The 24,708-nt window shown below is 70.6% G+C and carries 22 protein-coding genes and 1 tRNA gene; 6 read left to right on the top strand and 17 right to left on the bottom strand.

Annotated features, from left to right (window positions below):
• Positions 1-51: 51 nt before the first annotated feature.
• From ABD858_RS27590 to ABD858_RS27565, 6 genes are all read right to left on the bottom strand, one after another.
• Positions 52-915: an ABC transporter ATP-binding protein gene (locus ABD858_RS27590; protein WP_345042432.1), complete on the bottom strand. Its 864-nt coding sequence runs from the start codon at positions 913-915 to the stop codon at positions 52-54.
• On the bottom strand, positions 912-1,973 hold the full coding sequence (locus ABD858_RS27585) for a FecCD family ABC transporter permease (RefSeq protein WP_345042429.1): 1,062 nt from the start codon (positions 1,971-1,973) through the stop codon (positions 912-914). Before ABD858_RS27585 ends, ABD858_RS27590 begins: the two co-directional genes overlap by 4 nt.
• Positions 1,970-2,974: a FecCD family ABC transporter permease gene (locus tag ABD858_RS27580; protein WP_345042427.1), complete on the bottom strand. Its 1,005-nt coding sequence runs from the start codon at positions 2,972-2,974 to the stop codon at positions 1,970-1,972. Before ABD858_RS27580 ends, ABD858_RS27585 begins: the two co-directional genes overlap by 4 nt.
• A 22-nt stretch (positions 2,975-2,996) precedes the next feature.
• Positions 2,997-4,043 (bottom strand): ABC transporter substrate-binding protein, encoded by a 1,047-nt coding sequence (locus ABD858_RS27575; protein WP_345042425.1) that lies wholly within the window; start codon positions 4,041-4,043, stop codon positions 2,997-2,999.
• Between the two features lie 847 nt (positions 4,044-4,890).
• Positions 4,891-8,577, bottom strand: coding sequence for an Ig-like domain-containing protein (locus ABD858_RS27570; RefSeq protein ID WP_345042423.1), 3,687 nt, complete (start codon positions 8,575-8,577; stop codon positions 4,891-4,893).
• A 288-nt stretch (positions 8,578-8,865) separates the two neighbouring features.
• Positions 8,866-9,144, bottom strand: coding sequence for a hypothetical protein (locus ABD858_RS27565; RefSeq protein ID WP_345042420.1), 279 nt, complete (start codon positions 9,142-9,144; stop codon positions 8,866-8,868).
• A gap of 88 nt (positions 9,145-9,232) precedes the next feature.
• On the opposite strand from ABD858_RS27565, the gene ABD858_RS27560 reads away from it, so the two are divergent.
• The 5 genes from ABD858_RS27560 to ABD858_RS27540 are packed head-to-tail and all read left to right on the top strand — an operon-like array spanning position 9,233 to position 13,908.
• Complete coding sequence (locus ABD858_RS27560; protein WP_345042418.1) at positions 9,233-10,429, top strand: branched-chain amino acid ABC transporter substrate-binding protein; 1,197 nt, start codon at positions 9,233-9,235, stop codon at positions 10,427-10,429.
• Positions 10,430-10,444: 15 nt separating this feature from the next.
• The gene (locus ABD858_RS27555; protein WP_345042416.1) at positions 10,445-11,335 is read left to right on the top strand and encodes a branched-chain amino acid ABC transporter permease; all 891 of its coding nucleotides are present in this window, start codon (positions 10,445-10,447) and stop codon (positions 11,333-11,335) included.
• Positions 11,335-12,390: a branched-chain amino acid ABC transporter permease gene (locus tag ABD858_RS27550; RefSeq protein ID WP_345042414.1), complete on the top strand. Its 1,056-nt coding sequence runs from the start codon at positions 11,335-11,337 to the stop codon at positions 12,388-12,390. The genes ABD858_RS27555 and ABD858_RS27550 overlap by 1 nt, the downstream gene beginning before the upstream one ends.
• Entirely contained in the window at positions 12,387-13,205 is an 819-nt protein-coding gene (locus ABD858_RS27545) for an ABC transporter ATP-binding protein (RefSeq protein ID WP_345042412.1), read from the top strand. Before ABD858_RS27550 ends, ABD858_RS27545 begins: the two co-directional genes overlap by 4 nt.
• On the top strand, positions 13,198-13,908 hold the full coding sequence (locus ABD858_RS27540; protein ID WP_345042410.1) for an ABC transporter ATP-binding protein: 711 nt from the start codon (positions 13,198-13,200) through the stop codon (positions 13,906-13,908). Before ABD858_RS27545 ends, ABD858_RS27540 begins: the two co-directional genes overlap by 8 nt.
• Positions 13,909-14,367: 459 nt before the next feature.
• On the opposite strand, the gene ABD858_RS27535 is transcribed toward ABD858_RS27540, so the two are convergent.
• Positions 14,368-14,973 (bottom strand): class I SAM-dependent DNA methyltransferase, encoded by a 606-nt coding sequence (locus ABD858_RS27535; RefSeq protein ID WP_345042408.1) that lies wholly within the window; start codon positions 14,971-14,973, stop codon positions 14,368-14,370.
• Between the two features lie 251 nt (positions 14,974-15,224).
• Between ABD858_RS27535 and ABD858_RS27530 the strand changes: the two genes are divergently transcribed.
• Entirely contained in the window at positions 15,225-15,482 is a 258-nt protein-coding gene (locus ABD858_RS27530) for a hypothetical protein (RefSeq protein ID WP_345042406.1), read from the top strand.
• 261 nt (positions 15,483-15,743) lie between these two features.
• On the opposite strand, the gene ABD858_RS27525 is transcribed toward ABD858_RS27530, so the two are convergent.
• The 10 genes from ABD858_RS27525 to ABD858_RS27480 form a co-directional block, all read right to left on the bottom strand.
• Positions 15,744-15,831, bottom strand: a tRNA-Leu gene (locus tag ABD858_RS27525).
• A gap of 128 nt (positions 15,832-15,959) precedes the next feature.
• A complete protein-coding gene (locus tag ABD858_RS27520; RefSeq protein WP_345042403.1) occupies positions 15,960-16,367 on the bottom strand; it encodes a hypothetical protein in 408 nt (135 codons plus the stop codon).
• Between the two features lie 23 nt (positions 16,368-16,390).
• Entirely contained in the window at positions 16,391-17,371 is a 981-nt protein-coding gene (locus ABD858_RS27515; protein WP_345044940.1) for a sugar phosphate isomerase/epimerase family protein, read from the bottom strand.
• 100 nt (positions 17,372-17,471) lie between these two features.
• Entirely contained in the window at positions 17,472-18,917 is a 1,446-nt protein-coding gene (locus ABD858_RS27510; protein WP_345042400.1) for an alkaline phosphatase family protein, read from the bottom strand.
• On the bottom strand, positions 18,914-20,083 hold the full coding sequence (gene eboE, locus ABD858_RS27505; RefSeq protein ID WP_345042398.1) for a metabolite traffic protein EboE: 1,170 nt from the start codon (positions 20,081-20,083) through the stop codon (positions 18,914-18,916). The genes ABD858_RS27510 and eboE overlap by 4 nt, the downstream gene beginning before the upstream one ends.
• A gap of 3 nt (positions 20,084-20,086) precedes the next feature.
• Positions 20,087-20,935, bottom strand: a complete 849-nt coding sequence (locus ABD858_RS27500; protein ID WP_345042395.1) for a TatD family hydrolase — start codon at positions 20,933-20,935, stop codon at positions 20,087-20,089.
• Complete coding sequence (locus ABD858_RS27495; RefSeq protein ID WP_425586263.1) at positions 20,935-21,546, bottom strand: EboA domain-containing protein; 612 nt, start codon at positions 21,544-21,546, stop codon at positions 20,935-20,937. Before ABD858_RS27495 ends, ABD858_RS27500 begins: the two co-directional genes overlap by 1 nt.
• On the bottom strand, positions 21,543-22,400 hold the full coding sequence (locus ABD858_RS27490) for a sugar phosphate isomerase/epimerase family protein (RefSeq protein WP_345042393.1): 858 nt from the start codon (positions 22,398-22,400) through the stop codon (positions 21,543-21,545). The genes ABD858_RS27495 and ABD858_RS27490 overlap by 4 nt, the downstream gene beginning before the upstream one ends.
• Positions 22,397-23,524 carry an SCO3242 family prenyltransferase gene (locus tag ABD858_RS27485; RefSeq protein WP_345042391.1) on the bottom strand — a complete coding sequence of 376 codons (1,128 nt, stop codon included), beginning with the start codon at positions 23,522-23,524 and terminating at the stop codon, positions 22,397-22,399. Before ABD858_RS27485 ends, ABD858_RS27490 begins: the two co-directional genes overlap by 4 nt.
• Complete coding sequence (locus ABD858_RS27480; RefSeq protein WP_345042389.1) at positions 23,521-24,642, bottom strand: inositol-3-phosphate synthase; 1,122 nt, start codon at positions 24,640-24,642, stop codon at positions 23,521-23,523. Before ABD858_RS27480 ends, ABD858_RS27485 begins: the two co-directional genes overlap by 4 nt.
• Positions 24,643-24,708: the final 66 nt, after the last annotated feature.

Genomic DNA, 24,708 nt, shown 5'->3' with positions numbered 1-24,708 from the left:
CCCAGATGAACTGGGGTCTCTGCTGGTATCCGCCGTGCGGCGTGGTCGAGATCAGGCCTGCCCGGCCGGCGCGGCATCCCTTTCCGTGGCCCGCGGCGTTGCCGTGCCCGGCTCGCTCGGGGGCTGCCAGGGCCTGCTCGGCACGACCAGCGGATCGCCCGTGACCGGATCCGGTACGACGACCGAGGCGAGCCCGAAGACCTCATGGACCAGGTCGGCGGTGACGATGTCGGCCGGGGGACCCTGGGCGACGATCCGGCCCGCCTTCATGGCGATCAGATGGTCGGCGTAGCGGGCCGCCTGGTTGAGGTCGTGCAGGACGGCGACGACGGTCCGGCCGCGTTCGCGGTTGAGCTGCCGGACCAGGTCGAGCACCTCCACCTGGTGGGCGATGTCGAGGTAGGTGGTCGGCTCGTCCAGCAGGAGGATCTCGGTGTCCTGAGCGAGGGCCATGGCGATCCAGGCCCGCTGGCGCTGGCCGCCGGAGAGTTCGTCGACCGGCCGGTCGGCGAGTTCGGCGGTCCCGGTGCGTTCCATCGCCTCGCCGATGGCCTTCTCGTCCGCCTCCGTCCACTGCTGCCACCACTTCTGGTGCGGATGCCGCCCGCGCGAAACCAGATCGGCGACGGTGATGCCCTCGGGCGGTACGGGGGTCTGCGGCAGCAGACCGATCGCGCGGGCGATCTGCCGGGACGGGATGCGGGCGAGCTCGGTGCCGTCCAGCAGCACCGCTCCGCCCTGCGGCCTGAGCAGCCGGCCGAGGGCGCGCAGCAGAGTGGATTTGCCGCACGCGTTGGGGCCGATGATGACCGTGACCCGGCCGTCCGGGATCTCCAGGTCGAGCTGGTCGACGATGGTGCGGTCTTCGTAGGCGAGAGTGAGTCGGTTCGCCGTGAGTCGGCTCGTACGGCTCATGCGGTGCCTCCGGAACGGCTACGGGTACGGACGATCAGCCACATCAGATACGGGGCGCCGACCGCCGCGGTCAGCACCCCGACCGGCAGCTCGACCGGCGAGAACATCCTGCGGGCCAGCAGATCCGCGACGACCACGATCAGCGCGCCCATGAGCGCGGAGCACAGCAGCGGGATCTGGGCGGTGCGGGTGAGGCGGCGGGCGATCTGGGGGGCGAGCAGGGCGACGAAGTCGACCGGCCCGGCGACGCCGGTCGCCAGGGAGGCCAGGACGACACCGAGGGCGGTCAGACCGAGGCGGACCCGGCCGAGCCGGATGCCCAGGGCGGTAGCGGTGTCGTCGTCGAACGACACCGAGCGCTGCACGCGGGCCGCCCACAGCAGGGCGGGCAGCAGCACGAGGAGCATCAGGGCGAGCGGCTCGGCCTCGTCGTAGCCGCGGCCGTTGAGCGAGCCGGTGAGCCAGACCTTGGCCTGCTGGGCGACCAGGTGGTCGCCCTTGGTGAGGAACAGCTGGGTCACGGAGCCGAGGGCGACCGAGATGCCGATCCCGATGAGGACGAAGCGCCCGGCGTGCAGGCCCTTGCGCCAGGCGAAGACGTAGACCAGCAGCGCCGCGATGAGACCGCCGCCGACCGCAATGTAGGGCAGGGCACTGTACGAGGTGACGCCGAAGGTCATGGCGGCGACCGTCGCCGCGCCCGCGCCGTGCGTCACCCCGATGACATCGGGGCTGGCCAGCGGGTTACGGGCGACGGTCTGGATCAAGGCACCAGCCATGCCGAACGCGGCACCGACCAGCAGGCCGGCCACCAGGCGCGGCAACCGCAAGGTGCCGACGACGAGCGTGTCGGGGCTCGGCTGCCCGGTCAGTACCCGGACGACCTCCGCGGGGGCGACGAAGGATTCTCCGACGCACAGGTACGCGACGACGGCCGCCGCGAGCAGGGCGCTGAGTGCGCCCGCGACCACGGCCGCCCTGCGATGCAGAAGAAAGCTCGCGGGCCGGACTCCGACGACCGCGTACCCGGAGGGCCGCGGCACGATTGACTGCGTCATGCCGCCACCGTCGCCTTCCTGCGCACCAGCAGGATCAGGAACGGCACGCCGAGCAGGGCGGTCATGACGGCCACCGGCACCTCCGAGGGCGGGAAGACGATACGGCCGACGACGTCCGCGACCAGCAGCATCACCGGCCCGAGCAGCGCCGCCACGGGCAGCACCCAGCGGTGGTCCGTGCCGACGAGCGCCCGCGCGATGTGCGGAACGGCGAGGCCGGTGAAGGCGATGGGACCGGCGGCGGCGACCGCGACGCCGGTCAGGACGGTGGCACCGAGGGCGCCGAGGACCCGCAGCAGGGGCACGTTGTGGCCGAGCCCCCTGGCGACGTCCTCGCCCAGCGCGAGCGCGTCGAGTCCACGGGCCATCAGGGCGATCAGCACAAGCCCCGCCACCAGGAACGGCCAGGTCTGGCCGACGATGTCCATGCCCCGGCCGCCGATCGAGCCGACGTTCCAGAAGCGGAACTCGTCGAGGGCCTGGGCGTCGGTCGTGACGATGCCGGACACCAGCGAGGCGAGGAAGGCGTTCATCGCCGCACCGGCCAGGCCGAGTTTGACCGGGGAGGCCCCGCCGCGCCCGCTGCTGGCGATCACATAGACGGCGACCGCCGCGATCCCCGCACCCGCGAACGCGAACCAGACGTAACCGGTCAGTGTGTGCACCCCAAAGAAGGAGATCGCGCACACGACGCCCACGGAGGCCCCCTGGCTGACACCCAGGATGCCCGGCTCGGCGATCGGGTTGCGGGTGATGGCCTGCATGACCGTTCCGGCCACGGCGAGGGCGACGCCGGCCATCACGCCGACGAGCGTGCGGGGCACCCGCATGGTCCGGACGACCTGGGCATTGTCGCTCGTTCCGCCGTGCAGGAGGGCGTCCAGGACCTCGGCCGGGGCGATGTGCCGGCTGCCCAGCGCGAGACTGAGCAGCACGGCGAGGAGCAGCAGCAGCACGCTCGCGGCCGTCCAGCCGATGCGGCGCTGCGTCGCACGGGACATTCTCGGGGTCTCCCTGCGTCCGCTACTTGGTGAGGTACTTCTCCAGGTCGGCGACGACCTGCTCGGCGGCGGTGACACCCAGGCCCAGGTACCAGGTCTCGTCCGGAACGTCGTACGCGTGCCCGGCCTTGACCGCCTTCAGGTTCTTCCACAGCGGGTTGTCCTGCGCCGTGGCCTTGTCGGTGGCCTTCGGGTCGCCGTAGACGCCGGTGAAGATGTAGTCCGCGTCGGCCTGGTCGATGTTCTCGGCGCTGATCTCGGCGGCGAGGTCCTCGATGTCCTGGTTCTTCGGGCGCGGGATACCCGCGTCCTTGAGGATGGTGCCGATGAACGAGGCGTTGCCGTAGAGGCGGATCTTGCCCTCGGGCATGTAACGGACCATCGAGACCGTCGGCTTGTCATCGCCGAGCTTTTCGCCCAGAGCCTTGACCTTCTTGTCGTACCTGGCGAGATTCGCCTTCGCCTCGGCGGTCTTGTCGAGGGCGGCCGCGTTGAGGAGGTAGTTCTCCTTCCACGTGAAGCCCGGGCGGATGGAGAAGACGGTCGGCGCGATCTGCGACAGCTCGTCGTACTTGTCGGCGGCGCGCAGTTGGCTGCCGAGGATCAGGTCGGGCTTGAGCGCTGCGATCGCTTCGAGGTTGAGGTTGTTGATGGTGCCGATGTTCTTCGGGTTGCCGGCGTCCTTCAGGTACGAAGGCAGGCCCTGGGAACCCTCGGTGGGCGCGAGGCCGACGGGATCGATGCCCAACGACACCACATTGTCGAGCTCGCCGACGTCCAGGACGACCACGCGCTTCGGCTCGGCCTTGATCTCGGTCTTGCCCATGGCGTGCGTGATGGTGCGCGGCCACTCGCCCGGCTTGGCGTCCGTGCCCATCGCGGCGGTCTTCTCGGCTGCGCTCGCGAAGTCCTTGCCGTCCTTGGAGACGGACTTCTGCTGGTCCGCGGCCGCGGCGGTGGGTTTCGCGGCGTCCTTCGCGCTGTCGGAGGAGCCACCGCACGCTGTGAGCGAGAGCGCGGCGGCAACAGTGAGAGCGACAACGGTGATACCGCGGCGCCGAAGAGACATGGCAAGGCTCCGTGTTGATGCAGCTTCAACAATTATTAGGCGAGCCTTACCTTATGCGCAGCCTGCGTATGCCTGGCAAATCCGAAGTGTGTGGTTCCGATCACATGGCTGCAGCACGATGCGGGGATGGGGGTTCGTCCGGGCAGCGGTCGGAGAAACCGGCGGGTGGGAAGCATTCCGGCGCCCGTGTCAGGAAGGGCCCCGCCTGTGATCTCGGGCAGCGGGCACATCAGCGCATCGACCAGGCCGCGTTGTCAGCCGCGACGGCAGTACCCGAGCACGACACGGGGATCGTGACAGTGCCCCTACCAGAGTGCGACGGCCGGCCTCCGGCGCCGGCGGGAGCTCGCCGCACTGCGGATCGATCCGGAGACCGTCCACCCCGTCCTTGAGCTGCTCGCCGTAGGACGCCTCTTCGTCCGTGAACGCGTAGATCCACCGGACACCGCCCTGCTCCCCCGACATCAATCCGCCACCGGAGACCGGCGCCGGCAGCGTCGCCCGGCGGAACTCCCCCACCTAGTGCGCCGGATCACCCGTCTCCTCCCGCATCGCGCCGATCTCCGCAGTCGGTTCCACGTCCGACGCCTCCTGTCACGCACCTCCTTGGTCAACTTGCTTGAGTCATGCGGTAAGCCCGATGCCTCCTTGTGCTCATGACTGGACGGCGAACGCAATGTCCGCGGAATCCCCGTGGCACGCCGCACAAGCGGCGGAAGCCCCTGCCCAGCTCTCCGTCACGAAGCCAGGGCGATTCCGCCTGCGCAGCCGTGGTCGGACAGGCCTCCGATGCCGGCGCCGACGGCGCAGAGGCCGGGGTTGGAGCGCAGCAACCCCGGCCAAGCCCTCAGTAAGCGATCTTGACGCCGCTGACCGTGTGGTTGTCCGTCCATCCGCCGGTGGCGCCGCTGAACCCGACCAGTACGTTCTGCGGCAGGGTGACCGCGGCGTCGATGACCGGCGTGCCGTCGATGCGGACCAGCAGGTGCCCGGCGGTCGTCACCGTCACGTCGACCGTATGGGTGCCGGTCCGCAAGGGGGGAACGGCGGTCGAGGTGGCCACGTACTGCAGTGTGGAGCCGCTGCCGCTGGTGGCCACTCCGACGAAGTTGGACGAGGGGTCCTTGCCGTTGCGGACGGTGTCCAGAGTGACGGCGATGCCCGGCAGCCCCGAGTAGCCGAGGCCTCCGCCGTTCGCGCCCAGCGCGGTGGGGGTCGCCTTGGACGGGTCGAGCAGCAGCAGGGCCATGCCGTCGGCGCCACTGCCGCCGCCGATCGCTGCGGTGAAGCTCGCCCGCAGGTGCGCCGACGGTACGGCGGTGCCCTGGATGGCGGAGCCGGCGGTGTACGGGACGGTCTTGGTGAGGACCAGGTCGGTGCCGGACAGTACGGCGGAGCCGTTGAGCGTCCAGCCGTTGGGCCCGGGCGGCGGTACGGCGTACGACGTCGCGGTGATCGCCACATCCCGAGCCGTGTGGATGTCGGTCACCTGGCCGTTGGCGCCGGTGAAGGCCAGCAGGGCTGTCGGGCTCAGCGAGGGCACCGTGGTCCGCAGCAGCCGGGTGCCGTCCATGGAGACCGTGAGGGTGGTCCCGGAGACGGAAACGGAGACGGCATGGACGCCCGAGCGCAGATTGGGCACGGCGGTGGTGGTCGCCGCGTAGGTGAGGGCGGAACCGCTTCCCGCGGTGGCGATGCCGACGAAGTTCGACGACGGGTCGTTGGCGTTGCGGTAGGTGTCGAAGGTGATCGCCACGCCCGCCTGTCCCGACCAGCCGAGGCCCCCGCCGTTGGCGCCCAACGCGCTCGGGGTGGCCCTGGCCGGGTCGAGCAGGCTGAAAGTGAGGCCGTCGGCGCCGGTGCCGCCGCCGATGACGGTACTGAACTTCGCCTCAAGGCCGTCGGTGAGCACGGGGACGGGGAAGACGGCGGAGCCCGCCTGCCATGCGCCGGTCTGGGTGAGCTGGAGGTCGTTGCCGGAGAGCCGCGCGGATCCGTTGAGCTTCCAGCCGCCCGCCCCGGGCGCCGGGATGCTGACTCCGGCGGGCCCGGATCCGGTCCCGGTGCCGGTGAGTGTTTCGTTCTGCGGCCCCCGGCCGTCGTCGGAGGTGAGCTGGTACGTGCCGGAGGCCGTACCGATGGAGGTCGGGGAGAAGGTGACCGCCTGGTGCACCACGTCGTCCGGGCCGATGACCTGCCCTTCGCTCAGCGGATTGCTCACCTGGAACGGGGCGGCGGGCGGTGCCGCCTTGGTGATGGTGAGTGGGATGTTGCCCGTGTTGCTGATGTCGAAGGTCTTGGTGACCGACTGCCCGACCGGCACTTCCCCGAAGTCGGTGGAGGTGGGAGTGACCGTCAGATGTGCCTTGCCGGCCACCGCCGTACCGGTCAGGCTCACGGTCGCGGTGCCGTGCTGCCCGGTGACCGAGAGCGTCCCGGAGTTGTCACCGGCGGCCGTGGGGGTGTACGTCACCTGGACGGTGACGGACTGCTGGGGCTGGACGACGGTGCCGTTGGCAGGCAGGCCGGTGGCGCTGAAGGGGGCGTTCGGGGGGCTGACGGCCGAGATGGTCTCGGCCGTGGTGCCGGTGTTCGTGAAGCCCACTCCCAGGGTCTTGGTCGTTCCGGTGGCCACCGTGCCGAAGGCCAGCGTGGACGGGACGGGGGTGAGGCCTGCCTGGGTGCCGTAGCCGGTCAGGCCGAGGCCGATCGCGCCGAGATCGGTGGTGAGGGTCAGCACGGAGCTGTCCGCCCCGCTCGTGGTCGGTGAGAACGAGACCGGCACCGAATAGGTGTCTCCTGTGTGCAGGGTGACCGGCAGACCGGTGGGCGCGGCGGAGAACTTGCTGCCGGCCGGCGTACGCACCGCCGTGATCGTCACATCACGGGTTGCGGTGACCTTGGCCGTGGCCGTGCCGGTGCTGCCCACGGGTACCTTGCCGAAGTCCACCGGGTTGCCGATCAGCGCGGCGTTGGACGGGCGGCCGAAGGCGAGCACATGGCCGTCCCGGGTGCCGACGTAGACACGTCCGCCGTCGGTGGCGGGCACGGAGAACTTGGACGCGGTGCCGATCGGGGCGGACCAGCGCAGTTTCAGCGTTCCGTTCACCGGTACGGCGTCGTATGCGCGCAGCTGGCCGTTGGCGCCGTTGGAGCCGTCGGAGTAGACCGCCCAGACGAGGGCGGAGCCCGGTGTGGTGCCGGTGGAGGTCACCACGGGCGAACCCGAGGTGTAGCCGAATCTGCCGGCGCTCGCGCCGGTACTGGTCAGCGAGGGCAGGCCCGTGCCGGTGACGCCGTAGGCGAAGGCCCGCAGCGGACCGCCGCTGCCGATCAGGTACACATAGCCGCCCTCGCCGCCGTACGCGGCCGGGTGTCCCCAGAGACCCTCGTACGGACCGAAGGTGCCGAGCACCGCATCGGTACCACCGGGCCCCTGGCTGCGGCCGCCGAGGTTGTCCCGGTCGAGGAGGAAGAGCCGGCCGTCCTTGCCGGCCTGTACCAGAAGGTGGGGGTGCTGGGCCGTGCCGAAGACCGGGCCGGGCAGGGCCACCGGGGCTCCCGAGCCGAAGTCGGTGTCGTTCTGGTCGAGGGTCGAGGCGTTGCTGGGGCTGAAGAAGTCCTGGGCGGACATGGTGCCGTCGCTGTTGACGCCCAGTCGGACCACCGACTCGGACAGCTGGCCCGGCGGTTGCGAGCCGGGGCCGGGTGCGGGGGTGGTGCCGTTCCCTGTGGAGAGCAGGATCCGGCCCGGTCCGTCGGAGACCAGGCCGCCGCCGCTCATCCAGATGCCGGCCTTGCCGTTGGCGGAGGAGTCCTCGGTGGCCCACAGGGTGGTGCTGCGGGTCGTGGTGTTGACGCCCAGCACATAGCCGACGTAGGGGCCGATGTCGCAGTGCGAGGCGAAGGCCGCGTAGACCGATCCGCCCATCAGCAGCAGGCCCGGGCGCTGGCCGGCGGTGAACGCGTTGAACGGGTGGCCGGGGTCGTTCACCGGCGCGCCCTGCACCTTCACCGGCCAGCCGCTGCGCTCGGCACCAGTGGTCACGTCCAGCGCGTGGACGTACCAGTTGGGGTGCTTGGTGTCGGGACCGTCGTTGATCTTCGAGGTGAGGTAGACGGTCTTGGTGGCCGGGTCGTACACGGGAGTCGCGGTCACCCCGATGTTCGGTGTCAGGTCCCCGCAGCCGATCGCCGAGGCCGGCCACGGCGCACCGAGGTCCACCGACCAGTTGATCTTCCCGGTGGCCGAGTCCAGCCCGTAGACCTTCGCGTTCTCGGTGGCCGCGACGACCGTCTTCCCGGCCACCAGCGGCTGGGCGTAGACCTGGCCGTCCACGGTGGTGGAGAACTGCTGCCCGAAGTCGGAGCTGGACACCTGACCGGGCGCCAGACCGGGCTCGTTCGCATCCCAGCCGGTACGGAGAGTATCGACCGAGATCGTCGTCTCGTCGGCGTGGGCAGGCGCGGCACCGAGCAGCGGCAACGTACCGCCCGCCCAGAACAGCAGACAGCCCGTCAGCAACGAAGCCAAAGACCGTGACTGCCGACGCCCCGGCTGCCGACAGCCACTCACGGGTCTGCGCATGCTGGACATCTCTCCACCTCGATACGGGAAGTGTGTGACGGCGGAGACCGGCATGTCCCGCCGACGCTCATCCTCGGCAGGACCATTCGGGACACGAACGTTCCCGGACCGCGCGCCCGCATTGTTCACCCCGGTGGGGCATATGAATCCCGCGAAGCACGGCAACTTATATGACCATGCGCCACATTGGATCAGCCGCCTCAATTCCCAAGCGGCCGACGGTCGCAACCCTGATCACCCCGCCCGCCGACAGCTCGGCAGGGCCCGCTGCTCGCGGCCCTGGATGCAGGTCAACTTTCGGATCAGCGCGGCGAGATGGACGCGGTCGCCCCAGGTGAGGCGCGGCCTCGGGGACGCGCGGCGCAGCACCGCAACCTCGTGCCGCGACACCAGCAGCTCGATGCCCTTGGACGCAGAGCCGCAAGAAGCGTCCGTGGCGGCCCTCACACAACCGAGATCACGGTCGCGTTCGGGTATTGACCCGCCACTGGCGAGCAGTGCAATATCACGCATCACGCCCGCCTATGCAATATCACACAGCACAAGTGCCCCGTGATCACGTACTCCGCCCACCCTTCACAAGGCCCAGCAGGAGCGCCCCATGACGAGATCCGCCATCCCCGTTCCGCTCTCCACCACCCGCACGAGATCCAGGGCCATGGCGCTGACCTCGGTGCTCGCAGTCACTGCTCTGGCCGCCACCGGCTGCAACGGACTGGGCAGCGGCTCAGCGGGCAAGGACAATGGCCCGATCGTGCTCGGGATGGACATCCCGCTGTCCGGCAGCAGCGCGGACATCGGTCCGTACATGAAGAACGGGGCGCAGCTTGCGATCGACGAGATCAACGCCAAGGGCGGCGTGCTCGGCAGGAAGCTGAAGCTGCAGGTCGAGGACGACGCCTGCGATCCGAAGACCGCGGTCGCGGCGGCCAACAAGCTGGTCGCGGCAGGTGCGGCCGTCTCGGTCGGCGGCTACTGTTCCGGCGCCACGCTGCCCACCCTGCCGGTCTTCGGCAGGCAGAAGATCCCCATGATCATTCCGGCGGCCAACTCCAACGAGCTGGTCGAGCAGCGCCTCGACCATGTCTTCCTCATCAACGGCACGGGCAGCCAGCAGGCGGCCGCGGCGGTCCAGTGGCTGACCAAGGACGGGGCCAAGAAGGTCGCCGTCATGGACGACAACACCAGTTACTCCAAGGACATCGCCGATCTCACCGCCGCCAAGCTGGGCAGCGGAGGTGCTCCGGCCAAGGCCGCCCAGGACTCGGTCAACCCCGGTGAGAGCGACTACAGCCCGAACGTCACCAGCGTGCTGAAGTCGAATCCCGACTACGTCTACTGGACCGGGTACTACCAGGAGGGCGGTCTGCTGATCCGTCAGTTCCGCCAGGCGGGCTACAAGGGCAAGTTCCTCGTCGGTGACGGCTCGGTCGATGCGAAGCTCGTCCAGATCGCGGGCGACGCGAACGGCGAGGGCGTCCACGCGACCATGACCCAGACCCCCGACACCACTCCGGGCGCCGAGAGCTGGATCGCCGCCTACAAGGCGAAGTTCGGCTCCGAACCCGGCCCGTACTCCACCCAGTCCTACGACGCCGTACGGGTCGCCGCCGAGGCCATCAAGAAGGCCGGCAGCACCGACGGTGACAAGATCACCAAGGCCCTCGAGGGCCTGAACGGCTTCCAGATCTTCTCCGGTCCGCTCAAGTTCACCGCCGACCACACGCTGAGCAACGGCGGATTCGTGATCCTCACCGTCAAGAACGGCAAGTTCGCCTTGCAGGACTCCCTCAAGTAACCCGGAGGGGTTCGCATGGCACAGCTCATCTGGAACGGGCTGTTCGTCGGCTCGTTCTACGCACTGGTCGCCCTCGGCTACAGCATGGTCTACGGGGTCATCAAGCTGCTCAACTTCGCCCACGGCGACCTCTACATGCTCGGAGCGTTCTCGGGATTCGCGCTGCTCGGCACGTTCGGCGAGATCCCTGGCGGTTCGCTGATCGCCCTGTTCGTGGTGCTCGTGCTGACGATGCTGGTGACCGGCCTGAGCGGCGTCGCTCTGGAGCGGGTCGCCTACCGGCCGCTGCGCAGTGCGCCGCGGCTGTCGCTGCTCATCACCGCGGTGGGCGCGTCGTTCGCGCTGGAGTACGGGGTCCGCATCTTCGCGGGACCCAACCCGCAGGTCTATCCGGTACGCCTCGACGGTACTGGCCTGTCGGTGCTCGGCGCCAAGATCACCGTTCAGCAGCTCGTGCTCATGGTGGTCGCCGTCGGTCTGATGGTGGCGCTCAACGCCCTCGTCATGCGCAGCCGCCAGGGCCGGGCGATGCGCGCCATCGCGCTGGACCCGAAGGCCTGTCTGATGATGGGCATCGACGTCGACGCGGTCATCTCCCGTACGTTCTTCATCGGTTCGGCCCTGGCCGGAGCGGCCGGAGTCATGGCGGGCGCGTACTACGGGAAGATCGACTTCCTGATGGGCTTCATCATCGGGCTCAAGGCGTTCACCGCTGCGGTCATCGGCGGCATCGGCAACATGAAGGGCACCATGCTCGGCGGCATCGTCCTCGGTCTGCTGGAGTCCTTCAGCACCGATTGGTTCGGCGGCGAATGGCGCGACGTGTTCGCCTTCGGTTTCCTCATCCTCTTCCTGACCGTGCGGCCCACCGGCCTGCTCGGCGAGCGTGTGACGGAGCGCGTGTGATGACGGCCGTCCAGAACCAGAACCCACCGGTCAAGCCGGTCAGGGGGCGCGGACCCTCGGTCGTCACACGGCTGCTGGAGAACCGGAGGCTCGGCTGGGGCGGGCTCGCGATCGGCCTGCTGGCCCCGTTCGTGACTGCCACCCCGTACGCCCTGAACGTGATGACCAGCGCGGCCGTCTTCGTGATGCTCGCCGTCGGTCTGAACATCGTCGTCGGCTACTGCGGCCTGCTCGACCTGGGCTTCGCCGCCTTCCTCGCCGTCGGCGCGTACACCGGCGGGATACTCGCCACGCGGATGGAGGTTCCGCTCCTGGCCACCGTGCCGGTCGTCGTTCTGGTGACGGTGGTGGCCGGAGTGGTGATCGGAGGCCCGACGCTACGGCTGCGCAGCGACTATCTGGCGATCGTCACCCTCGGCTTCGGGGAGATCATCCGGATCGTCGCCAACAACCTGGACATCACCGGCGGCCCTTCGGGGATCTACGGCATACCGGGGCTGCTCGGCGACACGCTCTCGGATCCGGTCACCTTCTACTACACCACCGTGGTGATCGTCTCGGTCGCGGTGCTGTTCGCCGCCCGGCTCGGCCGCTCCCGTATCGGGCGCGCCTGGCGGTTCGTCAGGGAGGACGAGGACGCGGCCGAAGCCAGCGGAATCAATACGTACCGGGTCAAGCTGGCCGCCTATGTCGCGGGCGCGGTCTGGGGAGGGCTCTCGGGGGTGCTGTTCGCCGCCCAGCTCTCGGCGGTCTCCCCGGCCAGCTTCACGTTCCTGCAGTCCGCCCTCGTCCTGATGGCGGTCGTGCTCGGCGGCATGGGCTCCACCCGCGGTGTCGTGGTCGGCGCCGTCTTCATCAGCCTGCTCCCCGAGCTGCTGCGGGACCTGGCCGACTACCGGTTCTTCGTGTTCGGCGTGCTGCTCATCGTCGTCATGCTGCTCCGCCCCCAGGGCCTGTGGCCGCAGCACGGGCGTGAGCCAGACGACACGGCGGCCCGCAGCACGCCCGGCGCACCCGCGCCCGCGGCCGCTCTGGCGGCGAAGGAGGACGAATGATTCTCGAAGTCAAGGATCTGCGCCTGGCCTTCGGTGGAGTCCGCGCCGTCGACTGCCTCAGCTTCTCCGTCGGCGTGGGTGAGATCGTCTCGGTCATCGGCCCCAACGGTGCGGGAAAGACATCCGCGTTCAACTGCGTCAGCGGCTTCTACCAGCCGACCGGGGGTACGGTCCGGCTGGCCGGGGAGGACGTGACGGGCCGACGCCCGTCGGCGATCGCCGCCCGCGGCCTCGCCCGTACCTTCCAGAACCTGAGGCTGTTCGGCGAACTGTCCGTGCTGGACAACGTAAGGGCGGGCACCCACCTCTGGCTGAAGCAGCGAGCCGTCGACGCGCTGCTGCACACCCCCCGCTACCGCCGCAGCGAGCGCGAGGCCACCGACGAGGCCCACAAGTGGCTCGACTTCGTCGAGCTGCGCGGCGACCGTGCCGGTCTCGTACGCAACCTGCCGTACGGCGAGCAGCGCCGCGTGGAGATCGCCCGCGCCCTGGCCCGGCGGCCGAAGCTGCTGCTGCTCGACGAGCCGGCCGCGGGGCTCAATCACGGCGAGAAGGCCGAACTGCTCACCCTGATCCGCCGGATCCGGGAACTGGGCGTGGCGATCGCGCTGATCGAGCACGACATGGGCCTGGTCATGGAGGTGTCGGAGAGGGTGGTCGTCCTGAACTTCGGCAAGGAGATCGCGGACGGTCGACCGGACGACGTGCGACGGAACCCTGCGGTCATCGAGGCCTACCTCGGCCGTGACACCGACGACGACGAGGTCCATGCCGCTCGTACGGAACTCGCGGGGGAAGGAACGCAGCATGCTTGAGATCCGCGACCTCCATGTCGACTACGGAGGAGTGCAGGCGCTTCGGGGTCTGGGCCTCACCGTGTGCGAAGGGGAGACCGTCGCCCTGCTCGGCAACAACGGCGCCGGCAAGACCACGACACTGTCCGCGGTGTCCGGACTGGTCAAGCCGGCCGCGGGCCGAATCGTGCACGAGGGTGAGGACATCACGAAGACGGCTCCGCCGAAGATCGTCGCCCGCGGGGTGGTGCACGTCCCCGAGGGACGACGGATCTTCAGCACACTGACCGTGCACGAGAACCTGCTGATCGGCGGGTATCTGGTGCGCGACGGCGCCGAACTGACCCGGCGGGTCGACGAGGTGTACGAACTGCTGCCCCGGCTGGCCGAACGACGGACCCAGCAGGGCGGGACGCTGTCCGGCGGTGAGCAGCAGATGCTCGCCATGGGCAGGGCCCTGGTCGCCCGCCCCCGGCTGCTGATGCTGGACGAACCGTCGATGGGGCTGGCCCCGCTCATGGTCGCAGCCGTGATGGAGGTGATCAAGGACATCAACCTCAGCGGCACCGCCGTGCTCCTGGTCGAACAGAACGCCAAGGCGGCACTGAAGATCGCGCACCGTGCATACGTGATCGAGAACGGCGAATCGGTCCTGGAGGGGACGGCGACCGAACTGTCCGCCGACTCCCGCGTCGCCGAGGCGTATCTGGGCGGGGCGGCCTGATGGCACCACCTGGACCGGTCCGGTCCGGACTGCCCGGGTGCGCGCAGCGGCCCTGCGTGCCCCGGTGCGAGCCGCCCGTGACGAGATCGCCCGGCTCGTCCGCTCGAGCAGCGACCTTGCCTCCGTCGTACGGCAGGCCGAGCCCGAGGACAAGGCGGAGACTACCGCCGGCTCGGCCTCGCCCTCACCTACGAGCCAGGAAAGCAAAGAGTGCTGGTTGAGATGAATCTCAACCAGCACTCTGCGGCACCCCGTGGGCTACCAGTTGGTGTCCGAGGGGGGATTCGACCATCGACGATACGGTCGTCGTGGCGCGAGCACCTCAGGGTGCAAGATCCGCGGGATGCTCCCGGCGTCTCCTCGCGAGAACTGGTTACCCCGGGGAAACTGCTCGCGGACTGCTCGGAGAAGCTGCTGGCCGCCTGGCGATCGCGGGTGATCAAAACGTCCCGCACATCCTCACCGTCGGTGGACGCTGACGGCATAGCCGCCGCCGTCATAAGGGTCGGCGTCCCAGGTGGCGAAGCGGTCAACGAGGGTGAAGCCGGCTGCAGTGCAGCAGTCGTCGTACTCCGACAGCGTGATGCTGAGCGGTACGGGCAGATGGGCTTCGTCCAGGCCGAAGCCGGCGACCATCAGACCACCCGGACGCAGGGCCGCAGCCAGGCGCTTGACCACCGTGGCCTCGGTGCCGGCCGCGAGCAACGGGAACACATTGCCTGCAGCGACCACGAGATCGAAGTCCGCTGCGATGCCGAGCAGGTCCGGCTCGAACCCGGCCAAATCGAGCTGGAACCAGGGCAGTCCCGGCGCCCGCTTCTGCGCCACCGCCAGCATCGACGCATCGAGATCCACCCCGACACAGTCGTACCCGAGCTCCGCAAGCCGGATCGTGACCCGTCCGGTACCGCACCCGGCGTCCAGCACCCGCGCTCCGGCAGGAACGAGAGCTGCGCAGAGCCGCGCCTCACCGTGCACGTCCTTCCCGCTACGGGCCAGGGCCGCGAACCGTGCGGCGTAGTCCTCTCCGGACGTCTCTCCGGTCAATTCCTTCCAACGGCTCATGAGGCCAACTATAGGTCGACCGCGTGCCGCTCCAAGAAGCCACTGAGCCCGCGGCGCTGACGGCCGTAGCAGAGAAGGAAGGGAAGGTCAGCAGCCGTTGGCACGGCGGCATCATCAGCACAACCGACACCCGGGCCGGCGGCGGGTGATGGCGAAAGGCGGAGCAGTACGGGCGCGAACTGATCGGCCTGTACAACGTGCTGGAGATACAACAAGCTCAGCTGCGCCCCCAGTAGGACGGGACACCGACCATGCCGAGAACCCACGATGGGGGTTCCGCCGCGTGCACGGCTATTGCTGTGGCCGGGCGGCAGAAGCAGCGGCAGGACGCGGAGCGGGAGCGGCTCGGGGATGGCGGGGTTGATCACGACGTGGTGTTCGCCCGCGACGGCTTCGAGCTGTACCGAGGGGAGGCAGGCGGGCCACCGGACCCCGAGAGGGTCTCGGCACGGTGGCGCACCATGCGCACCCGGCTGCACCTGCCCGAGGATTTCCGCATCCACGACTGACGCCACAGCAAGGTCACGAACGACCTGGAGGCCGGGGAGAACCCTGTAGAGGTCTCTGCGAACGTCCGGCACCACTCGCCGGGCTACACGATGGCCCGGTACGGGCACTCACGTAAAGACGGAGCGCGGAGCCGCCTTCGGAGCGGGCCGACTCGGCCTGTCATCCCTGGTCTGACCTGGGGATTCGCTGCCGTTGGTTGCGTGGTTGATCACGCCGCTGCCCAGAAAAGCAGAAAACCCCACGTTAAGTGGGGTCTCAGCTGGTGTCCGAGGGGGGACTTGAACCCCCACGCCCGATAAAGGGCACTAGCACCTCAAGCTAGCGCGTCTGCCATTCCGCCACCCGGACCAGGTGTTTTTCGCTTCGGGGTTTCCCCCGCGGCGACATGGATAACTCTACCAGGGGTTTGAGGTGCCCTCGAACCCCATTTCCCGTGGTCAGTGACCCGCAGCGCCTCGTTTGGGGTGATCCGGTCGTTATTGTCCGGACAGGTTCACGAAACGCAGGAGAACGTGCCCCTGCTGCTCGGTCGGCTCGGGTCCGCGGTCGCGCCGCTCGGCGCGGAGATCCTCTTCGTCGACGACAGCGACAACGCAACCGTGCAGGAGATCCGGGCGCTGGCGGCGGAATGCCAGGTGCCTCGTCATGGACGCGGATCTGCAGCATCCACCGGAGGCGGCGGCGCTGCCGGCCCGTACCGCGATGTGCGAGGGGGTCGATGTCGCGATCGGCACCCGGTACGCGGGGACCGGCGGGGCGCCGGTCCCGGCGGACGACGCGCAGGTCCACCACTTCCTGAAGGTGTCGGTGGGTGGCACCTCGGTGACGGTGACGCCCACCGACTCCCCGGGGCAGACCTTCGATGTCAGGACCTGCACGGTCACGGGATGGGCCGTGGGTGCGGCGGTCAGCCGGCCTTCTCGCGCAGCGAGTGGAGGTGGTCGCCGGAACGGCGCGCGAACGAGAGCGAGTCGGTGGGGTTGTCGCGCTCGGCCTGCCAGTGGTGGGCGGGGCGGCCGCCGCTGATCCTGGTCACCTCGGCGATGAAGCGCCGGTAGTCGATGTCCCCGTCCCCCACGTCCGTCATCTGGTAGCCGTAAGGGGCGGAGCCGTCGCGGGTGCCGTCCTTGACGTGGAAGAGCGGATAGCGGTCGGGCTGGGCGAGGACGTAGTCGAGCGGGTCGAAGGGGGCGGGGGTGCCGTCGACGCGCCTGGAGTAGCGGTACTGGCCGACGTACGCCCAGAAGATGTCCATCTCCAGATGGACGAGGGAGGGGTCGGTCTCGGCGAGCAGCACGTCGTAGAGGCGTACGTCGGGGCGGTCGGTGGCGAAGGAGAACTCCTCCGAGTGGTTGTGCTGGTAGAACTTCATGCCGCGCTTCTTCGCCTCGGCGCCGAACCGGTTGAACTCCTCGGCGCAGCGCTTCCAGCCGTCGACGGTGGCGCCGTAGCGCCAGGGTCCCGATGCCGTGCCGATGTGCTTGAGGCCGAGGGCCTCGGCGTCGTCGAGGACCCGGGTGAGGTTCTGGGCGAAGGTGTAGGCGGTGGGGTTGTCGGAGTAGTAGCCGACGTGGCTGCCTATGGCGCGCAGGCCGTGGTCGTGGGTCAGCTGCTTGAGCTGGGCGAGGGTGAGGGGGCCCGCGGAGCCCTGGGTGTAGCCGGCGTACTCGACCTCGTCGTAGCCGTAGCGCTGGAGCTCGGCGAAGACCTGGGCGAAGCCGAGGGTCGCGACCTTGTCGCGGAGGGAGTAGAGCTGGATTCCCAGGCGGCCGGGGGGCAGGACGGGGCGGCCGAGGCCTTGGCCGGGGAGTTCGGTGGCGGCGGCCGGGGCGGCGGCCGTGGTGCCGAGGAGGGCGGCGGCGGTGGCGCCCGCGGCGACGCCGAGCATGGAGCGTCTGGTGAGGCGGTGGGCGAGTTCGGGGTCGGTGGACGTGTGCTTCACAGGGGGACTCCTGGGTTCGGGGACCGGATTGTCAGTGGCGTCTGCTTCAGTGGATTCCGGAGATTCCGGCGAGGTGCAGAAGCAGGGACTTCACTTCGGTGGCCGCGACGCGGCCGGACACGGCGTGGGGGGTGGAGCACAGGATGAGCGGACCTTCGTCGTCGCTCTCGGGGAGGCGGCCGTGGCTGCCGCGCACAGGCGAGGGGTCGAGGGGGACGACCGCCATGCGGTAGCGCATGCCGAGCTTCTTGCGGGCGAGCGCGGCGGCTGCCTTCAGGCGTACGTACGGGTCGAGGGGGTCCATGAACAGCTCGACGGGGTCGTAGCCGGGTTTGCGGTGGATCTCGACGAGCTGCGCGAAGTCGGGGGCTCGGTCGTCGTCGAGCCAGTAGTAGTACGTGAACCAGGCGTCGGGCTCGGCCACGGCGACGAGTTCGCCGGAGCGGGGGTGGTCGAGCCCGTGGTTCTTCTTGCCCTCGTCGTCGAGGAGTTCGGCGATGCCGGGGAGGCCGGCGAGGGCTTCGCGGGTGGCGGCGAGGTCCTCGGTACGGCGTACATAGACATGGGCGAGCTGGTGGTCGGCGACGGCGAAGGCGCGGGAGGCCATGGGGTCGAGATACTCCATGCCGTCCTGGGTGTGGACCTCCAGCAGGCCGGCGCGGCGCAGGGCGCGGTTGATGTCGACGGGACGGGACACGCGGGTGATGCCGTACTCGGACAGCGCGACGACGGTACGGCCCTCGGCTCGGGCGTCGTCGAGGAGTGGGGCGAGGACGGCGTCGAGGTCGGCGGCGGCCCGGTGGGAGCGGGGGTCGTCGGGGCCGTGACGCTGGAGGTCGTAGTCGAGGTGCGGGAGGTAGCAGAGAGTCAGATCGGGCCGGCGGGTGCGGTTGATGTGGCGGGTCGCGTCGACGATCCAGCGTGAGGAGACGATGTCGGCGCCCGGGCCCCAGAAGTGGAACAGGGGGAAGGTGCCGAACTTCTCGGTGAGTTCGTCGTGGAGGGCGGGCGGCCGGGTGTAGCAGTCGGGTTCCTTGCGGCCGTCGGCGTAGTAGACGGGACGGGGGGTGACGGTGATGTCGGTGTCCGCGCCCATGGCGTACCACCAGCAGATATTCGCGACGGTGTAGCCGGGATGGGCCCTGCGGGCGGCGTCCCAGATCTTGTCGCCGGAGACGAGTCCGTTGTGCTGGCGCCACAGCAGGACCTCGCCGAGTTCGCGGAAGTACCAGCCGTTGCCGACGATGCCGTGCTCGGCGGGCAGGGCACCGGTGAGGAAGGTGGACTGGGCGGCGCAGGTGACGGCGGGCAGCACGGTGCCGAGCGGGGCGCGGGAGCCCGACACGCCGAGTGCCCTGAGGCGGGGCATGTGGTCGAGGAGCCGGGGGGTGAGGCCGACGACATCGATGACGAGCAGCGGGGTGGGGTGCCCGGGACGGCTGTCGGGCCCGTCCTTCGGGTGGTCCTCGGTCCGGGCCCGGTACTGGTTCATGGGAGTTCCTTGAGGCCGAGGTCGGTCAGGAGGTCACGGGCGAGGGTGAGTTCCGCGGCGATGCCGTCGGCGAGCTGGTCCCTGGTGCGGGGGCGCAGCTCGGGCGGGAGGGCCTGCCAGGTGTAGGTCTCGACCTCGAGGTGGCGGGTGCGCGGGGCCGGTCCGCCGACGAGACGGGTCAGGGCCTCCCGGAGCACGTCGAGGGTGGAGGTGAGCGGCGGGGCGGGCGGGGCGTGCAGGGGGACATGGAAGTGGGCGCGCCAGGGTGAGGCGTCGGGCAGTGTCTCACCGGAGAGCGCTTCGCCGAGGTCGTCGGTGCCGCGCGGCCCGGCGGCGGTGGAGGTGCGGGTCTGATGGAGGAAACGGGGCTCGGCGAACGCCGTCAGGGCCTCGCGCACCTCCGGCAGGTGGGGGTGTTCGGCGTGCAGGGCGGCGGACAGCTGTGCCTTGACGACGGGGACACGGGCGGTGGCGAGCGCGGCGAACGCGGTCGCGGGGTCTTCGAAGGAGGTGGCGAGATGGCAGGTGTCCACACAGACGCCGAGGCGCGGGGAAGCGAGGGCGGCCAGCGGGCCGAGGGCGTCGGCGACGGTCTCGACGATGCAGCCGGGTTCGGGCTCCAGGCCGACGCGGATGGATTTCCCGGTGAGTTCCTCCAGCGCGTCGAGGCGTTCGGCCAGGGTGGTGAGTGCGGCGTGGGCGGTGACGGCCGCCGCGTCGTCATAGCCGGTGCGCCAGGCCAGCGGCAGGGTGGAGACGCTGCCCTCGGTGGCGTCGTCGGGGAGCAGCGCGGCCAGCAGCCGGGCCAGGTCCGCGGTGTACGTGAGCCGTTCCGGGTCGGTCCAGTCCGGCTTGTACACGCGGTACTTGACCTGTTCGGCGCCGAACCCCTCGTACGGGAAGCCGTTGAGGGTGACGACTTCGAGGCCACGGCGGTCGAGTTCGGCGCGGAGGCCCCGCAGGGACGCCGGGTCGTCGGTCAGGGCCCGTGCGGCGTCCTTGGCCAGCCAGAGGCCGATACCGAGCCTGTCCCGGCCGAGGCGTCTGCGGACCGGCTCGCAGTGGTCGCGCAGCTGGGCGAGTACACCGTCGAGGGTCTCGGCCGGGTGCACATTGGTGCAGTACGCGAGATGGACGGTGGAGCCGTCCGGGTGGCGGAAGCGCATGGCTCATGCCCCGCCGCGGAGGATCGAGTTGCCCTCGTGGGTGGCGCCCGGGTCGGTGATGTCGAGGCGCAGTCGGCCGCCGATGCCGTAGAAGGCGACCGGGTTGCGCCACAGCACCTGGTCGACGTCGTCCTCGGTGAAACCTGCCCTCAGCATCGCGTCGCCGACCTTGCGGGTCTTGAGGGGGTCGCTCCTTCCCCAGTCCGCGGCCGAGTTGACCAGGACCTTCTCGGTGCCGTGCGCCTTGAGGACGGCGACCATGCGTTCCTCGTCCATCTTGGTGTCGGGATAGATGGAGAAGCCGAGCCAGCAGCCGCTCGCGGCCGCTTCCTTCACGGTCGTCTCGTTGAGGTGGTCGAGCAGGACCCGGTCGGGGGGCAGCGCGGATTCACGGACCACGTCGAGGGTGCGGCGCAGACCGGCGAGCTTGTCCCGGTGCGGGGTGTGGACGAGGGCCGGCAGGCCGTGGTCGGCGGCGAGCTGGAGCTGGGCGGCGAGCGCGGTGTCCTCCGCCGGGGTCATGGAGTCGTAGCCGATCTCGCCGACGGCGACGACGTTGTCCTTGACGAGATAGCGGGGCAGTTCGTCCAGGACGGGGGTGCAGCGGGGATCGTTGGCCTCCTTGGGGTTGAGGGCGATCGTGCAGTGGTGCGCGATGCCGTACTGGGCGGCCCGGAAGGGCTCCCAGCCGAGGAGGGAGTCGAAGTAGTCGAGGAAGGCGGCGGGCGACGTGCGGGGCTGGCCCAGCCAGAAGGAGGGCTCGACGAGGGCGCGCACCCCCGCGGCGTACATCGCCTCGTAGTCGTCGGTGGTACGGGAGGTCATATGGATGTGGGGGTCGAAGATGCGCATCAGGACTCCTCTGCCTCGCCGGTCAGGGCCAGTACGCGGTGCAGGTCTTCGGGGACGGGGCGGTCGGCGGCGGTGCGTTCGGCCGCGTAGTCGGTGAGCATCCGGGCCAGCTCGGCGTCTCCCCGGGCACGGCGCGCCAGCCCCTCGACGGCGCCTGCCGGAACCCCGGTGAACAGGCACTTGAGGACGGCGTGCCGCCAGCCGTGCGGGTCCAGGTGGGTGGCGGCGTACGGGCCGACGGCCGCGGCGACCAGCCGGGTGTCGTTGGTGCGCAGGGCGTCCTCGAGCAGCGCGACCCCGGTATACGGGGCGAGGGCGACATGGGGCAGGGCGTTCAGTACGGCGCGGCGTTCGTCGGCGGTGCCGCGGGTGTAGAGCCGGGTCGTGGTGGCCGCGTCGGGGCGCGCCGTGTGGAGGAGCAGGACGCGGGCCGCCTCCGCGGCGTCGTCCGACCCGCATCGGCGGCCGGCTTCGGCGAAGCGCGCCTCCCAGGCAGGGGTTCCGGCTTCGGCCTCCGCCAGGGCATGGCCGAGCCAGGCGCGGGCGGCGGCCGGGAGGTGTGCCGTCAGGCGGTCGTGCAGGGCGGACATCTGTGCGTCGGCGGTGGTCATGTGGCACCTCCAGCAGCTTGTGCGGCGCGCAGAAAGCGCAGGGAGCGCTCGGCGAGTTCGGGTCCCGCGTGGGAGTGGCGGGGCAGTTCGACGACGGTCAGGCCCTGGTAGCCGGTGTCGGCCAGTGCCCGCAGTACGGGCGGGAAGTCGATTTCCCCCTCCCCGAACGGGAGGTGTTCGTGCACCCCGCGGCGCATGTCCTCGATCTGGACATGCCGCAGCCAGGGCGCCGCCGCGCGCACGCACGCGGCGGGCGGCTCCGGCTCCAGGCACTGGCAGTGACCGATGTCGAGGGTGAGCCCGAGGTGTTCGGGATCGCCGAGGAGGGAGCGGAGGTGGTGGAAGTCGGAGAGGGTGGCGAGGAGATGGCCCGGTTCCGGTTCGACGGCGAGCGGAATGCCGTGGGCCCGGGCCGCGGCAAGGACCGGGGCGAGGGCCTCGGCGAGGCGTTTCCAGGCGGTGTCGGGTGTGGTGGCCTCGGGGGTGATGCCGCTGAAGCAGTGGACGGCGTGGGCGCCCAGGTCCGCGGCGACCTCTACGGCGCGGATCAGGAGGCGGACGCGGGCGGCACGGGCGTCCGGGTCGGCGTCCAGGAGGGAGGGGCCGTGCTTGCGGCGCGGGTCGAGTACATAGCGCGCGCCCGTCTCGACGGTGACGCCGAGACCCAGTCGGTCCAGCCGGCGGGCGAGTGCACGGGTGCGGGTGGGAAGGTCCGGGGCGAGCGGGTCGAGATGCATGTGGTCGAGGGTCAGCCCGACTCCGTCGTAGCCGAGGTCGGCGAGGAGGACGAGGGCGTCGTCGAGTCGGAGGTCGGTGAGGCCGTTGGTGCCGTAGCCGTAGCGGGGTGTGTTCATGTGGGGCTCACCTTCCGGGCGAGGCGGCGGGCGAGCGGGGCGAGTGCCAGGAGCACGGCGCCGGTTCCGGCCGCCCCGGCGCGGGCGGCCAGGGCCGCCTGGAGCGGGATCATGGCCTTGATCCCGCTGCCCACGGCGCGCTGGGTGAGGGGCGGCGAGGGGTTGAGGGCGGCGTGGAGGTACGGCTTGGCGGCGGTGTGCAGGTAAGCGGCGGCGGCGATGCCGGCCGGGGTGGCGAACTGTTCGGCGGCCCAGTGGGCGGTGCGGAGTGCTGGGTTGTGCGAGGCCGGCGGTGCGGGTGGCGGGCGGAGGAGTTCCCCGGTCCCTCCCCTTCTCGGCAGTGTCGATATGCAGCTCCGCCACGTGAGGGGCTGCGCCCCAGGGCCGACGGTGCGTGGGCCCGACGGGGACTGCGTCCCCCGGCCCCTGCCCGGGCGGGCGAGGACGGCAGACGGCCGGTTCCGCGCCGCGCGCGTGCGGGCGGCGATCGCCCCGAGTGCCGAGGTGGCTGCCAGGGCTGCCAGAGGCACTGCGGATGGGCCGCCGTGTGCCTCGTGGCGCGAGATCGTGGTGACCGCATACGTGTGCGCACCGAGTAACGCGGCGTGCGGCAGCGCTTGCCGCATGGGCCGCCCGGCAGTCCCTGCGGGCCCCGTGGCGGCCCCGGGGGCGCGGTACGCGGTGGCAGCTGCGCCCAGCAAGAGGTCCAGGGCGCGGGCCGCGGCCATGGTGGGCGGTCCGAGACCGGTGTGCTTGAGGTGCAGGTCGTACGCCCAGACCGTCGCCGCCAGGGCCGTTGCCGTCGCCAGGGCCGGGCGGCCGGCGCGGGCGGCCAGCGTGAGGCCCGCCGCGGTCAGGGTGCCCGCCGCGGCCAGGGCTGCGCCCGGGGCGATGCGGCCGGAGGGGATCGGACGGTGCGGACGGTCCAGGGCGTCCTCGTCGCGGTCGGCCCAGTCGTTGAGGGCCATGCCCACCTCGTACAGGCAGAGCGAGGCGCCGACGGCGAGCGCGGTGCGGCGGTTCGGGCGCAGGCCCACCGAGGCGGCGCCGGCCAGGGCGTCGCCGGGCACGGTGACCAGGGCGGAGACCCGCAGGAGCTCGGCCCAGGCCGCGAGGGCGCTCACCGTATGCCCCGCAGGCGTGCGGCGAAGGCGAGCAGGGCGGTGTGCTGGTCGGCCAGGGACGCGGGTCCCGCGTCGGGGTCCTTGAAGTAGAAGCCGAGTTCGGGGAGGGGGCCGGAGAGGCCCGCCTCGTGGGCGCGGGCGATGAGCCGGGCAAGGTCCAGGACCAGGGGTGCCGCCAGGGCCGAATCGCAGCCCTGCCAGATCGTCTGGAGGACCATGCGCGTGCCGAGGAAGCCGTCGAACGCGATGTGGTCCCAGGCCGTCTTCCAGTCTCCCAGCGCCGGCACGTCGTCGATGTGGACCTCGCCCTCGGGCACGGTGCCCAGGGTGTCGGCGAGGACGCGGTTCTTGCCGGCGTTCTTGGCCGCCGCCGCGGCCGGGTCGGCGAGCGCCGCCCCGTCGCCGCCCCCCAGGACGTTCGAACCCGACCATGCCCGTACGTCCAGCGCGCGCTGCACGAACATCGGGGCGAGCACGGAACGAAGCAGTGTCTGTCCCGTCTTGCCGTCGCGGCCGGCGTGGGGAAGTCCGGCGGCCTCGGTGGCGGCCTCGAGGGCCGGGGTGCGCAGCCCGGTGGAGGGGGTGAAGTTGACGTACGAGCAGCCGGCCCGGAGCGCGGCGGCGGCGTAGAGGGAGCTGGCGGGGAGACGGGGGTCGTCCGGTCCGGGCAGGGGTTCCGTCGATGCGACGTTGACGACGACGGCCCGGGCCAGACCGAGACGGTGTACGAAATCGGAGATGTCGGCGGCGAAGGCGTCGATGAGGGATTCGTCGTCACGGGTGTCCCCGGGGAGCGGGCCCCCGGCGCGGATCTCGGCGTCCGCGGCCGCGAGTTCCGCGGCGACGGCGGAGGGCAGTCCGTGCGGCAGGACGCCGCCCGAAGCCAGCTGCTCGGCCCGTTTGGGGAGCGGGAAGTCGGCGGTGTCGTGTCCGCCGAAGACGAGGGAGGAGAGCGGAGGCAGCCCGCAGTCCGCGAACGGCGCGGTCTCGGTGACCAGGCCGGTCGCCGGGTGGAGGCCCACGGCGAGGGCCGCGCACCCCGCGACGGCCGTGGTGGCGACGGAGCCGCGGGCTCCGACGAACCAGACTCCGGTGCGTACGTGATGGGTGGTCGTCACGGGGCTGCCTCCTCGCCGGGTGGAGTGGTGAAGGACGGCGGGCGGGGGTCCGGCCTCGCCCCGCCC

Source organism: Streptomyces sannanensis (assembly GCF_039536205.1).
Lineage (GTDB): Bacteria > Actinomycetota > Actinomycetes > Streptomycetales > Streptomycetaceae > Streptomyces > Streptomyces sannanensis.
This window is presented reverse-complemented; position numbering and strand designations above follow the sequence as displayed.

Coding starts and splice junctions, on each gene's coding strand:
- ABD858_RS27545 (WP_345042412.1), top strand. CDS start 12,387: ATGATTCTCGAAGTCAAGGATCTGCGCCTGGCCTTCGGTGGAGTCCGC.
- ABD858_RS27560 (WP_345042418.1), top strand. CDS start 9,233: ATGACGAGATCCGCCATCCCCGTTCCGCTCTCCACCACCCGCACGAGA.
- ABD858_RS27500 (WP_345042395.1), bottom strand. CDS start 20,935: ATGCGCATCTTCGACCCCCACATCCATATGACCTCCCGTACCACCGAC.
- ABD858_RS27535 (WP_345042408.1), bottom strand. CDS start 14,973: ATGAGCCGTTGGAAGGAATTGACCGGAGAGACGTCCGGAGAGGACTAC.
- ABD858_RS27590 (WP_345042432.1), bottom strand. CDS start 915: ATGAGCCGTACGAGCCGACTCACGGCGAACCGACTCACTCTCGCCTAC.
- ABD858_RS27540 (WP_345042410.1), top strand. CDS start 13,198: ATGCTTGAGATCCGCGACCTCCATGTCGACTACGGAGGAGTGCAGGCG.
- ABD858_RS27490 (WP_345042393.1), bottom strand. CDS start 22,400: ATGAACACACCCCGCTACGGCTACGGCACCAACGGCCTCACCGACCTC.
- ABD858_RS27575 (WP_345042425.1), bottom strand. CDS start 4,043: ATGTCTCTTCGGCGCCGCGGTATCACCGTTGTCGCTCTCACTGTTGCC.
- ABD858_RS27585 (WP_345042429.1), bottom strand. CDS start 1,973: ATGACGCAGTCAATCGTGCCGCGGCCCTCCGGGTACGCGGTCGTCGGA.
- eboE (WP_345042398.1), bottom strand. CDS start 20,083: ATGCGCTTCCGCCACCCGGACGGCTCCACCGTCCATCTCGCGTACTGC.
- ABD858_RS27550 (WP_345042414.1), top strand. CDS start 11,335: ATGACGGCCGTCCAGAACCAGAACCCACCGGTCAAGCCGGTCAGGGGG.
- ABD858_RS27555 (WP_345042416.1), top strand. CDS start 10,445: ATGGCACAGCTCATCTGGAACGGGCTGTTCGTCGGCTCGTTCTACGCA.
- ABD858_RS27565 (WP_345042420.1), bottom strand. CDS start 9,144: ATGCGTGATATTGCACTGCTCGCCAGTGGCGGGTCAATACCCGAACGC.
- ABD858_RS27530 (WP_345042406.1), top strand. CDS start 15,225: ATGCCGAGAACCCACGATGGGGGTTCCGCCGCGTGCACGGCTATTGCT.
- ABD858_RS27515 (WP_345044940.1), bottom strand. CDS start 17,371: ATGCTCGGCGTCGCCGCGGGCGCCACCGCCGCCGCCCTCCTCGGCACC.
- ABD858_RS27580 (WP_345042427.1), bottom strand. CDS start 2,974: ATGTCCCGTGCGACGCAGCGCCGCATCGGCTGGACGGCCGCGAGCGTG.
- ABD858_RS27495 (WP_425586263.1), bottom strand. CDS start 21,546: ATGACCACCGCCGACGCACAGATGTCCGCCCTGCACGACCGCCTGACG.
- ABD858_RS27510 (WP_345042400.1), bottom strand. CDS start 18,917: ATGAACCAGTACCGGGCCCGGACCGAGGACCACCCGAAGGACGGGCCC.